Below are 12,265 nucleotides of genomic sequence, written 5' to 3'. Positions count from 1 at the left end.
TCGAACGCGCTTTTTTGTTGGTCATTCGGCGCTTACATGCCGACGTAGTTCGGACCGCCGCCGCCTTCTGGCGTGACCCATACGATGTTCTGCGTCGGGTCCTTGATGTCGCAGGTCTTGCAGTGCACGCAGTTCTGCGCGTTGATCTGCAGACGCTCGGCGCCGTCGTCGTTCTTCACGAACTCGTACACGCCGGCCGGGCAGTAGCGCTGCTCGGGGCCTGCAAACTGCGTCAGGTTGATGCGCGTCGGAACGGTTGGGTCCTTCAGCGTCAGGTGGGCCGGCTGATTCTCTTCGTGGTTGGTGTTCGAGATGAACACCGACGAGAGGCGGTCAAACGTAATTTTGCCGTCCGGCTTCGGATACTCGATCTTTACGCACTCGGCGGCAGGTTTGAGCGACTGGTTGTCCGACTTCGTGCCGTGCAGCGTCCATGGCGGGTTGCTGACGCCAATCTTGGGCAGCAGCCATTGCTCGATGCCGGTCATGATCTTGCCCAGCGTCGGGCTCTTCTTGAACCACAGCTTGAAGTTGCGCGACTGGTCCAGTTCCTCCTTCAGCCAGCTTTGCTCGAAAGCAGCCGGGTAGGCGGACAGCTCATCTGCGGAGCGGCCAGCCGTCACGGCGTCGAATACGGCTTCGCCGCACATCATGCCGCTCTTGATAGCTGCGTGGCTGCCCTTGATGCGTGCAGCATTCAGGTAGCCGGCGTCACAGCCGACCAGCGCACCACCCGGGAACACCGTCTTCGGCAGCGCTTGCGGCGTACCGTTGTTGATGGCGCGGGCGCCATAGCCGATGCGCTTGCCGCCTTCGATATGCGCGCGGATGGCCGGGTGAGCCTTCCAGCGCTGCATTTCTTCAAACGGGCTCATCCACGGGTTCTTGTAGTCGAGCCCGATCACGAAGCCGAGCGTGACCTTGTTGTCTTCCAGGTGGTACAGGAAGCCGCCGCCGAAGGTGTCGTCTTCCATCGGCCAGCCGGCGGTGTGCACCACTAGGCCAGGCTTGGCCTTGGCCGGATCGATTTCCCACAGTTCCTTGATACCGATGGCGAAGGTCTGCGGGTCTTTACCGGCGTTCAGCTTGTACTTGTCGAGCAGTTGGCGGCCCAGATGGCCACGCGCACCTTCGGCGAAGATCGTGTACTTGCCAAGCAGCTCCATGCCGAGCTGGAAGTTTTCGGTCGGCTCACCATCCTTGCCGATGCCCATGTTGCCTGTGGCGACACCGCGCACGGCACCCTTGTCGTCGTACAGCACTTCAGCCGCGGCAAAGCCCGGGAAGATTTCCACGCCCAGCGATTCGGCCTGCGTTGCCATCCACTTGACCACGTTCGACAGCGAGATGACGTAGCAGCCGTGGTTGTGGAAGTTGCGCGGCACCAGCCAGTCAGGCGTGCGCTTGGTGCCGGTTTCGCTCAGGAAGAGCACATCGTCACCCGTCACGGGCTGGCTGAGCGGGGCGCCGTCGGCCTTCCAGTTGGGCAGCAGTTCAGTGATTGCGCGCGGGTCCATCACCGCGCCCGAGAGGATGTGCGCGCCGGGCTCCGAGCCCTTTTCCAGCACGACGACCGACACATCCTTGCCGGTCTCGGCGGCGCGTTGCTTGATCCGGATCGCGGTCGCCAGGCCAGCGGGGCCGCCGCCGACGATCACGACGTCGTACTCCATGGACTCTCGGGGACCGTACTGTTCGAGGAGCTGCTGCTGGTTCATAGATGTCTCGTCGCTCTTTTAGGGACAGTTAAGGGCGTTTGCTTATTGGTATGGCGGAATGCTGCATTAGAATTTCCCGCATTGTCGGGGACACGCCCGCATGCGGCAAGTGAAATTTCTGAACGATCGTTCGATTTTTTGCTAAGCTGCGCCGACTTCACATGCCGAGACCGCCTGCAGCGGGCCTCGCGTATGCCAAACCACACGCGAAACCAACATACGGGGATCACGCATCATGGGTCTGTCGATCAATCTGGAAGGCAAGGTTGCGCTGATCACCGGCGCATCCAGTGGCCTGGGGGCGCGTTTCGCGCATACGCTGGCGGCTGCCGGTGCCAAGGTCGTGCTGGCCTCGCGCCGCGTCGAACGCTTGAAGGAGCTGCGCGCCGACATCGAATCGAAGGGCGGCAGCGCTCACGTCGTGCGCCTGGATGTGACGGACCCGGACAGCATCCGTGCCGCCATCGCCCATGCCGAAACCGAGGCGGGCACCATCGACATCCTGGTCAACAATTCGGGTGTGTCGACCACGCAGCGCATGGTGGACGTGACGCCGGACGACTTCGATTTCGTCTTTGACACCAACACGCGTGGTGCCTTCTTCGTGGCGCAGGAAACCGCCAAGCGCATGATCGCGCGGGCCAAGGGCGCGGAGAAAAACGGCTCGCCGCTGCCGCAGTCGCGCATCATCAACATTGCGTCGGTGGCTGGGCTGAAGGTGTTGTCGCAGATCGGCATCTATTGCATGAGCAAGGCTGCCGTGGTGCACATGACCAAGGCCATGGCGCTGGAGTGGGGGCGTCTGGGCATCAATACGAATGCCATTTGCCCGGGCTATATCGACACCGAGATCAACCACCACCACTGGGAAACCGAAGCCGGCCAGAAGCTTGTGCAGATGCTGCCGCGCAAGCGCGTGGGCAAGCCGGAGGATCTGGATGGGTTGATCCTGCTGCTGGCGTCGGATCAGTCGGATTTCATCAACGGCGCCGTCATCAACGCTGACGACGGGATGGTCTAAAGGGTCTGGTCCTGGGGCTCAATGCCCCATCAGCCGCTGCACCAGCTCCAGCGAGGTGCCGGCGGCGTACTTCTTCATCAGCCGCGCGCGGTAAATTTCCACCGTGCGTGGGCTGATCTCCAACTGCTTGCCGATCTGCTTGCTGGTCTTGCCTTCGACCAGTTGTGCGGCGATGTCGCGCTCGCGTGGCGTAAGTGCCGCCGTGACTGGTCTGTGCGCTGACAGATCCTCGAACGTCCAGATACCTTCGCCGAGCGGCTTGGTGCGATCCAGTGCGCGGCCCGTGACGTGGCACCAGAAAAGCTCACCGTTGGCGCGTTTCATGATGCGTTCGTCCGAGTAGCTGCCGCGTGCGTTCATGACAGGGATGATGCGTGCGCCGGTGCGCTCGTACTCATCGTGGGTCGGATAGAGCAACTCAAACGATTGCCCGATCATCGTGGTGCGTGCGTGGCCGAAGATGCGCGCGGCTTCGTCGTTGACGTCGAGCATCACGCGCTCGCGTGACATCACCATGCCGACCGGGGCGAGCTGGAACGCGGTCTGATAATCGAGTGCGGGCATGGGATTAAGCCTTATGTAGTCGTACGTATTGCTGCGTTGCGTGACGCTTGCGTATTCTCGCCAGATTGTATCGTTACTATTTTCCGGCGCTGCATCGCACAAACCCCAACTGTGTGATCGGTCAAAAACCTGCCGGATTCGTTGGACCACCAAGGAAGGAGTACGCATGAACAAAATCTTCGCCAGCGCCAGCGAGGCGCTCGCGGGCGTCGTCAAAGACGGCCAGACCATCGCCGTGGGCGGCTTCGGCCTGTGCGGCATTCCGGAAGCGCTGATTGCCGCGCTGCGCGATTCGGGCGTCAAGAATCTCACCTGCATCTCCAACAACGCTGGCGTTGACGGATTCGGCTTGGGGCTGCTGCTGGAAACCCGTCAGATCAAGAAAATGATTTCGTCCTACGTGGGCGAGAACAAGGAGTTCGAGCGCCAGTACCTGGCCGGCGAACTCGAGCTGGAATTTACGCCGCAAGGCACGCTGGCAGAGAAGCTGCGTGCAGGCGGCGCGGGCATCCCCGCGTTCTTCACCAAGACCGGTGTCGGCACGCTGGTGGCTGAGGGCAAGGAGCTGCGTGAATTCGATGGCGAAACGTACGTCATGGAGCGCTCGCTGGTGCCCGATGTGTCGCTGGTCAAGGCCCAGGTGGCCGACAAGTCCGGCAACCTGCGCTTCAATCTGACTGCACGCAACTTCAACCCGGCAGCGGCAACCGCCGGCAAGATCTGTATCGTCGAGGTCGAAGAGATTGTCGAAGTGGGCGAGCTCGCACCGGACGACATCCATCTGCCCGGCATCTACGTGCAGCGCATTGTGCTGAACGCCACGCCCGAGAAGCGCATCGAAAAGCGCACTATCCGTGCAGCCAACTAAGGAGACCGACATGGCCTGGACTCAAGACCAAATGGCGGCGCGTGCTGCCCAGGAATTGCAAGACGGTTTCTACGTCAACCTCGGGATCGGTATCCCGACGCTTGTCGCCAACCACACCGGCGACAAGGAGGTCTGGCTGCAGAGCGAAAACGGTATGCTCGGCATCGGCCCGTTCCCCACGGAAGACGAAGTGGATGCCGACCTGATCAACGCCGGCAAGCAAACTGTGACCACGCTGCCGGGCAGCGCCATCTTCGGCAGCGACCAGAGCTTCGCGATGATCCGTGGCGGCAAGATCAACCTGTCGATTCTCGGCGCGATGCAGGTGAGCGAGAAGGGCGATCTGGCCAACTGGATGATCCCCGGCAAGATGGTCAAGGGCATGGGCGGCGCGATGGATCTGGTGGCCGGCGTCAAGCGCGTGATCGTGCTGATGGAGCACACCGCCAAGAAGAAGGACGGCACTGAAGACCTGAAGCTCCTGCCCAAGTGCACGCTGCCGCTGACGGGTGTGGGCGTGGTCGACCGCATCATTACCGACCTGGGCGTGATGGACGTGACCGAGCAGGGCCTGAAGCTGGTTGAAACCGCGCCAGGCGTTTCGCGCGAAGAAATCCAAGCCAAGACTGGCGTCACCCTGATCTAACCCGGAGACTGCGATGCTGCAAGGAAAAACCGCCCTCGTTACGGGCTCGACCAGCGGGATCGGTCTGGGCATTGCCTGCTCGCTGGCCGCGCAGGGTGCCAACATCATCATGAACGGCTTTGGCGATGTGGAAGCGCCCAAGGCCCAGATTGCCGCGGCGGGCAAGAACGCCATTCGCGTTGGTTACCACGGCGCCGACATGAGCAAGGCGGCCGAGATCGAAGGCATGTTTGCCTATGCCGAGGCTGAGTTCGGCGGTGTGGACATCCTCGTCAACAACGCTGGCATCCAGTACGTGGCCAATGTGGAAGACTTCCCGACCGAGCGTTGGGACGCCATCATCGCCATCAACCTGACCTCGGCGTTCCATACCACGCGACTGGCCGTGCCCGGCATGAAGCGCAAGAACTGGGGTCGTATCATCAACATCGCTTCGGCGCATGGTCTGGTGGCGTCGGCGCAGAAGTCGGCCTACGTGGCGGCCAAGCACGGCATTGTCGGCTTTACCAAGTCGGTGGCGCTGGAGACGGCGCAGACGGGCATCACGTCCAACGCGATCTGCCCGGGCTGGGTGCTGACGCCGCTGGTGCAGAAGCAGATCGATGCGCGCGCCGAGAAGGATGGTCTGTCCGCGCTCGAAGCCAAGAAGGACCTGCTGATGGAAAAACAGCCTTCCGGTGAATTCGTCACGCCCGATCAGCTTGGCGCGCTGGCGGTGTTCCTGTGCAGTGACGCGGCCGAACAGGTGCGCGGCGTGGCCTGGAACATGGACGGCGGCTGGGTGGCGCAGTAACGCGACCGACGTCGTGGAACAGCCTCGCTGCGGCGAGGCTTTTTTGTTTGTGCGAAGACACGCATGCCTGCTGCACCGCCGCATGGTTGCCGGGCCGCGTACAATCAGGCTTCGCTGTCTCCGTCATTTTCGTGTAGGAGTTGTAGATGCCAGTTTCGCCGCGCCTTGCCTTCGTGCAGTGCCTGAGCCCGTCCGGCCTGCATCGGATGGCCTATCACGAGTGGGGCGATCCGCAGAACCCGCGTGTGCTGGTTTGCGTGCACGGCCTCTCGCGTACCGGCCGCGACTTCGACGTGTTGGCGCAGGCGCTGTGCAACGACTACCGCGTGATCTGCCCCGATGTGGTCGGGCGTGGTCGTTCCGACTGGCTGCTCGATCCGAAGGGCTACGTGATTCCGCAATATGTGGCCGACATGGTGACGTTGCTGGCACGCCTGAACGTGGAGTCGGTCGACTGGTTTGGAACCTCGATGGGCGGGCTGATTGGCATGAGCCTGGCGGGCCTGCCGAAGTCACCGGTCCGCAAACTGCTGCTCAACGATGTGGGCCCGCGCGTGACGGAATCGTCGTTGACGCGTATTGGCGCGTACTTGGGCTTGAACGTCCGCTTCAAGACCTTCGACGAGGGGCTTGCGTATCTAAAGACGATCAGCGCGTCGTTCGGGCCGCATACGCCCGAGCAATGGCGCGAGTTGAACACCGCCATTCTCAAGCCGCAGGGCGGTGAGTGGATCCTGCACTATGACCCGCGCCTGGCCGAACCGTTCAAGAGCGCCACGCCCGAGTTGATCGCTGCGGGGGAGGCCACCTTGTGGAAACTCTTCGAGGCGATTCCCGGCGAGGTGCTCATCGTGCGCGGCGCGCAGTCCGATCTGCTCACGCGCGAGACCGTTGAGGCCATGATGCAGCGCGGTCAACACGTCAACACGGTGGAGATTCCCGACGTGGGCCACGCGCCGACCTTCATCCAGCCGGACCAGGTGGCGATCGCCCGCAAGTTCTTTCTCGGTCAATGACCGTTTGTCTGCTCCCAATTCGATTCGCAATATGAGCACTGAACTGAAACGCTACAACGTCGAACATCGTTACTCCGACGCAGCCGTCTACAACGGCGTCGTCTACGTGGCCGGCCAGGTGCCCGAGACCACGCTGGATGCCGGCATCGCCGAGCAGACGGCCGAGGTGCTCGCCATCATCGACCGCGTGCTCGCCGCCAACGGCAGCGACAAGACGCGCATCCTGATGTGCCAGATCTTCCTGAAAGACATCACCGAGATTGGCGAGATGAACAAGGTGTGGGACCAGTGGGTCGCCGCCGAGTCCAAGAACTCGCCGCCGCGCGCTACGGTTGAGTCCGCACTGGCCAACCCGAAGTACCGCATTGAAATCGTCGTGACGGCTGCGCAGAAGAGCTAAGCCCGTCGCGTCACAGCAGGACGCATCATGGAGAACAAGACCGACCGGCCAGCCGAGGGGGCTGGCAAGTTGGCAACACCCGCGGCAGAGCAGGTCGCTAGGGCGATCGAATACCTCGCCGCCAATGCCGGCGATAACGTCACGCTGACGGGCGAGTCGCTGGAGTCGCACGCGCGTGGCACGATCGCCATCCTCGAAGGGCTGCGCGTTGATACCCCGTCGCTGCAGGCGGCCGCGCTGTTCCTGTTGCCCACGTTGGCGATGGACAACGAAAAGGCGCTCGAACCCGCTTTCGGCCCCGAGGTGGTCAAACTCGTGCACGACGTGCGGCAGTTGCTGCGCATCGGCGCGATTGCTGGCTTGGTGAGTCCGACGGATGCCGGTATCACGCGCAAGAACGAAGCCGAGGCGCGCCGCGCCCAGGTCGAAGCGCTGCGCAAGATGCTGCTTGCGTTCGCGCAGGACATTCGTGTGGTGCTGATCCGGTTGGCGTCACGGTTGCAGTCGTTGCGCTGGTTGGCGCAAAGCAAGCGTCCCGCGCCCGAGGGTATGGCACGCGAGACGCTCGACATCTATGCGCCGCTCGCCAACCGCCTCGGCATCTGGCAACTCAAGTGGGAGCTGGAAGATCTTGGCTTCCGCTTCGAAGACCCCGACACCTACAAGCGCATCGCCCGCCTGCTCGACGAGAAGCGCATCGAGCGTGAAAAGTTTATCGGCGAGGCCATCGCGCAGTTGCAGAAGACGCTGCACGACGCCGGCATCCAGGCCGAGGTGAGCGGCCGCCCCAAGCACATCTACAGCATCTGGAAAAAGATGCGCGGCAAGGAGCTCGACTTTGCCGATCTGTATGACGTGCGGGCTTTCCGCGTGATCGTCGACGACATTAAGGATTGCTACACGGTGCTCGGATTCGTGCACCACATGTGGCAGCCGATCCCGAAAGAGTTCGACGACTACATCTCCCGTCCGAAGGCCAACGGCTACATGTCGCTGCACACGGTGGTGATCGGCGACGACGGCCGCGCGCTGGAGGTGCAGATCCGCACGCGCGAGATGCACCACTTTGCCGAGTACGGCGTGGCTGCACACTGGCGCTACAAGGAAGCGGGCAGCAAGGGCTACGGCGGCCAGTTCTCCGCCAGCGAGCGCTACGACGAGAAGATCGCCTGGCTGCGTCAACTTCTCGCCTGGAAGGACGACGCCGAACACACCGTCGCGCACGAAGATTCGCCCTGGGAGCAGCTCAAGCACACCGAGCTCGATGACCATATCTACGTGCTGACGCCGCAGGCACGCGTGATCGCGTTGCCGCAAGGCGCGACGCCGGTCGACTTTGCCTACCATCTGCACAGCGATCTTGGCCATCGCTGCCGCGGCGCGCGCGTCGACGGCACGATGGTGCCGTTGAACACGCCGCTGAAGAACGGGCAGACGGTGGAGATCGTGACCGTCAAGCACGGCGGCCCGTCGCGTGACTGGCTGAACACCGAGTTGCACTATCTGGTCAGCCCGCGTGCGCGCACGAAAGTGCGTGCCTGGTTCAACGCGATGGAACTGGAAGAGACGCTCGCCCAAGGCCGTGCGCTCATCGAAAAGACGCTGCAGCGCGAGGGAAAGACCGCCGTCAATCTGGAGGAGCTGGCGGCCAAGCTCGGCTACAAGACGCCGGACGATCTGTACGCTGTGGTCGCCAAGGATGAGCTAAGCCTGCGCCGCATCGAGGCGGTGCTGCGCTCGGATGGTGCGCCGCCCCCCGTGCCGGTTGACGACGAGGCGTTGATCACCAAGAAGAGCAAAGCGACCAGTGTGGCCCGTGGCGCCAAGAGCGGCGTGCTGGTGGTGGGCGTTGATTCGCTGCTTACGCAGATGTCGCGCTGCTGCAAGCCGGCGCCGCCGGACCCGATCGTCGGTTTCGTTACGCGCGGGCGTGGGGTGTCGATCCATCGGCAAAGCTGCGCGACATTCCAGCAGCTGGCCGCTCGCGCGCCGGGCCGCGTGATCCAGACGGAGTGGGGTCAACGCAGTGACTCAGTCTATCCAATCGATATCCAGGTCGAAGCGCTGGACCGCCAGGGGCTGCTGCGCGACATCTCGGAAATCCTCTCGCGCGAGAAGATCAACGTGACGGGCGTGCGCACGCTGTCGAGCAAGGGCGTTGCCAAAATGCAGTTCACCGCCGAGGTGGCGGAGGCAACGCAACTGCAACGCGCACTGACTTTGATAGAAGAAGTGCAAGGGGTGTTGACAGCCAGGCGCAAGTGACGGTATAGTCTTGTTCTTCGGCAGGCTCGTAGCTCAGCTGGTTAGAGCACCACCTTGACATGGTGGGGGTCGTTGGTTCGAGTCCAATCGAGCCTACCAACGCATTTAGCAGGGCGCGTCGGGTAGGATGTCCAAGCCGTCATCCCTCGGGTTTGTCCCGTACAACTGAAGTGAAGGGCAAAACATGATTCAAGCACCGCGAACTACAACCGCTTCGGAGCGACAGTAGTCAAGGTGCGGTTTTCGCCCTTTGTGCTCTGCCCAAGCGGTAGTCAGCGCAAAAGAAAACGCGGCCTTGGCCGCGTTTTTTTTCGTCCGCGTTTTTATGTCATACGTGGCGATCAGGCTGAAAGCGCTTCGAAGCATCGATTCGACAATCTGCCGCACCGGCTTGGTGTGGCGCACGACAGAATGACAGCCTTCGCGTGGACGACAAGCGCGACGGTGACTCCACAGGAGCAAGCATGATCGCAATCACGTTGCCGGACGGTTCCCGGCGCGAGTTTCCCGGCCCGGTAACGGTGGCTGAGGTGGCGCAGAGTATCGGCGCAGGTCTGGCCAAGGCCGCACTGGCCGGCCGCGTGGACGGCCAGATGGTCGACACCAGCTACACGATCGACCGCGACGCCAAGCTCGCCATCATCACCGACAAGGACGCCGACGGCGTCGACGTAATCCGCCACTCGACGGCGCACTTGCTGGCCTACGCCGTCAAGGAGCTGTATCCGGACGCGCAGGTCACCATCGGCCCGGTCATCGACAACGGCTTCTACTACGACTTCGCCTACAAGCGTCCCTTCACGCCGGAAGACCTCGTCGCCATCGAAAAGAAGATGACCGAGCTCGCCAAGAAAGACGAGAAGGTCACGCGTGAAGTCTGGAACCGTGACGAGGCCGTCAAGCTGTTCCAAAGCATGGGCGAGAAGTACAAGGCCGAGATCATTGCCTCCATTCCGGAGGACCAGGAGATCGGCCTGTACCGTGAAGGCAATTTCGTCGATCTGTGCCGCGGCCCGCACGTGCCATCCACGGGCAAGCTCAAGGTCTTCAAGCTGATGAAGGTCGCGGGCGCCTACTGGCGTGGCGATCACAACAACGAGATGCTCCAGCGCATCTACGGCACGGCCTGGGCCAAGAAGGAAGATCAGGAAGCCTACCTGCGCATGCTGGAAGAGGCCGAGAAGCGCGACCACCGCAAGCTGGGTCGCGAACTTGATCTGTTCCACATCGACGAAACGGCGCCGGGTATGGTGTTCTGGCACCCCAAGGGCTGGACGCTGTGGCAGGAGGTCGAGCAGTACATGCGCCGCGTGTACCGTGAAAACGGCTACCAGGAAGTGAAGGGGCCGCAGATTCTCGACAAGTCGCTGTGGGAGAAAACCGGCCACTGGGACAAGTACCGCGAGAACATGTTCATCACGGAATCGGAAAAGCGCGAATACGCGCTCAAGCCGATGAACTGCCCCGGCCACATCCTCATCTACAAACAGGGCATCAAGAGCTACCGCGATCTGCCGCTGCGTTTCGGTGAGTTTGGCGCCTGCCACCGCAACGAGCCTTCGGGCGGTTTGCACGGCATCATGCGCGTGCGCGGCTTCACTCAGGACGACGGTCACATCTTCTGTACGGAAGACATGATCCAGGCCGAAGTGACGGCGTTCACCACGCTGCTGCAGAAGGTCTACAAGGATTTCGGATTTACCGAGATTCTGTACAAGTTGTCCACGCGCCCCGAAAAGCGCATTGGCACCGAAGAAAGCTGGGATCGCGCCGAGGCTGCCCTGGCGGACGGCTTGCGTGCCTCCGGCTGCGAATTCGAGTATCTGCCCGGCGAGGGTGCGTTCTATGGCCCGAAGATCGAATACGTGCTGAAAGATGCACTTGGTCGTCAGTGGCAGTGCGGCACGATCCAGGTCGACCCGAACCTGCCGGAGCGCTTGGACGCCGAGTTTGTCGGCGAAGACGGCGCGCGCCATCGCCCCATCATGCTGCACCGGGCCATCGTGGGCAGCCTTGAGCGATTCATCGGTATCTTGATCGAGCAATATGCCGGTGCGCTGCCGACGTGGCTTTCGCCGGTACAGATTGCGGTGCTCAGCATCACCGATTCGCATGCCGAATACGCACAATCCGTTGCGCAATCCCTGCAAAAACAAGGATTTAGGGCGGTTGTCGATTTGCGGAATGAGAAAATTGGGTATAAAATCCGCGAGCATTCCGTGCAGAAGGTCCCTTACCAGATTGTGGTGGGCGACAAAGAGCGGGATGAAAATCAGGTGGCCGTGCGTGCCCGTGGCAACGTCGATCTAGGCTCCATGCCGCTGTCGGCGTTCGTTGAGCGACTGCAGAACGATCTCGCCAACAAGTCATGAGCTGGGCACGGCCTGTTTTTTTGAATCTTTGAGGACATCAACATCGCTACTGATAAATCTTCTCACCGCCTCAACCGCGAAATCACCGCGCCGGAAGTCCGGCTGACGGGGGTTGAGGGAGAAGCGCTCGGCATCGTCAAGCTGTTCGACGCACTGCGTCTGGCAGAAGAGAAAGACGTCGACTTGGTCGAGATCGCGCCGACTGCGCAGCCGCCCGTCTGCCGCCTGATGGACTATGGCAAGTTCAGGTATTCGGAGCAGAAGAAGGCTCACGAAGCCAAGCTGAAACAGAAGGTCATCCAGGTGAAGGAAGTCAAATTCCGCCCTGGTACCGATGACGGCGACTATGACGTCAAGCTGCGCAATCTGAAGCGCTTCCTGGAAGAAGGGGACCGCGCCAAGATCACACTGCGTTTCCGTGGCCGCGAAATGGCTCACCAGGAACTCGGTATGCGCGTGCTGGAGCGTATCAAGTCTGACCTGGAGGAATACGGCCAGGTTGAGCAGATGCCCAAGATGGAAGGTCGCCAGGCTGTCATGATGTTGGCACCCAAGAAGAAAAAGTAACGCAGTGGCGGCCGGACGATTCCGGCTGCACTGAG

General features: G+C 61.8%; 11 protein-coding genes and 1 tRNA gene. 10 read left to right on the top strand and 2 right to left on the bottom strand.

What is annotated here, in order from left to right; translation table 11 throughout:
* Positions 1-32: 32 nt before the first annotated feature.
* Positions 33-1,718 (bottom strand): electron transfer flavoprotein-ubiquinone oxidoreductase, encoded by a 1,686-nt coding sequence (locus C404_RS41510; protein WP_021194690.1) that lies wholly within the window; start codon positions 1,716-1,718, stop codon positions 33-35.
* 235 nt (positions 1,719-1,953) lie between these two features.
* Between C404_RS41510 and C404_RS41505 the strand changes: the two genes are divergently transcribed.
* Positions 1,954-2,739 carry an SDR family oxidoreductase gene (locus C404_RS41505; protein WP_021194689.1) on the top strand — a complete coding sequence of 262 codons (786 nt, stop codon included), beginning with the start codon at positions 1,954-1,956 and terminating at the stop codon, positions 2,737-2,739.
* 18 nt (positions 2,740-2,757) lie between these two features.
* On the opposite strand, the gene C404_RS41500 is transcribed toward C404_RS41505, so the two are convergent.
* Positions 2,758-3,303, bottom strand: a complete 546-nt coding sequence (locus C404_RS41500) for a LuxR C-terminal-related transcriptional regulator (RefSeq protein WP_021194688.1) — start codon at positions 3,301-3,303, stop codon at positions 2,758-2,760.
* Positions 3,304-3,469: 166 nt separating this feature from the next.
* On the opposite strand from C404_RS41500, the gene C404_RS41495 reads away from it, so the two are divergent.
* The 9 genes from C404_RS41495 (at position 3,470) to infC (ending at position 12,230) form a co-directional block, all read left to right on the top strand.
* Positions 3,470-4,171, top strand: a complete 702-nt coding sequence (locus C404_RS41495) for a CoA transferase subunit A (protein WP_021194687.1) — start codon at positions 3,470-3,472, stop codon at positions 4,169-4,171.
* Between the two features lie 10 nt (positions 4,172-4,181).
* Complete coding sequence (locus tag C404_RS41490) at positions 4,182-4,817, top strand: 3-oxoacid CoA-transferase subunit B (protein ID WP_031329304.1); 636 nt, start codon at positions 4,182-4,184, stop codon at positions 4,815-4,817.
* A 13-nt stretch (positions 4,818-4,830) separates the two neighbouring features.
* A complete protein-coding gene (locus C404_RS41485) occupies positions 4,831-5,610 on the top strand; it encodes a 3-hydroxybutyrate dehydrogenase (RefSeq protein WP_021194685.1) in 780 nt (259 codons plus the stop codon).
* A 146-nt stretch (positions 5,611-5,756) separates the two neighbouring features.
* A complete protein-coding gene (locus tag C404_RS41480) occupies positions 5,757-6,626 on the top strand; it encodes an alpha/beta fold hydrolase (protein ID WP_021194684.1) in 870 nt (289 codons plus the stop codon).
* A gap of 31 nt (positions 6,627-6,657) precedes the next feature.
* Complete coding sequence (locus C404_RS41475) at positions 6,658-7,026, top strand: RidA family protein (RefSeq protein WP_021194683.1); 369 nt, start codon at positions 6,658-6,660, stop codon at positions 7,024-7,026.
* A gap of 27 nt (positions 7,027-7,053) precedes the next feature.
* The gene (locus tag C404_RS41470; protein WP_021194682.1) at positions 7,054-9,291 is read left to right on the top strand and encodes a RelA/SpoT family protein; all 2,238 of its coding nucleotides are present in this window, start codon (positions 7,054-7,056) and stop codon (positions 9,289-9,291) included.
* A gap of 22 nt (positions 9,292-9,313) precedes the next feature.
* Positions 9,314-9,390: transfer RNA gene (locus C404_RS41465), tRNA-Val, on the top strand.
* 365 nt (positions 9,391-9,755) lie between these two features.
* On the top strand, positions 9,756-11,663 hold the full coding sequence (gene thrS, locus C404_RS41460) for a threonine--tRNA ligase (RefSeq protein ID WP_021194681.1): 1,908 nt from the start codon (positions 9,756-9,758) through the stop codon (positions 11,661-11,663).
* Positions 11,664-11,705: 42 nt separating this feature from the next.
* Complete coding sequence (gene infC / locus C404_RS0129885; RefSeq protein ID WP_374754741.1) at positions 11,706-12,230, top strand: translation initiation factor IF-3; 525 nt, start codon at positions 11,706-11,708, stop codon at positions 12,228-12,230.
* Positions 12,231-12,265 lie beyond the last annotated feature (35 nt).

It is taken from the genome of Ralstonia sp. AU12-08, from assembly GCF_000442475.1.
GTDB lineage: Bacteria > Pseudomonadota > Gammaproteobacteria > Burkholderiales > Burkholderiaceae > Ralstonia > Ralstonia insidiosa.
This window is presented reverse-complemented; position numbering and strand designations above follow the sequence as displayed.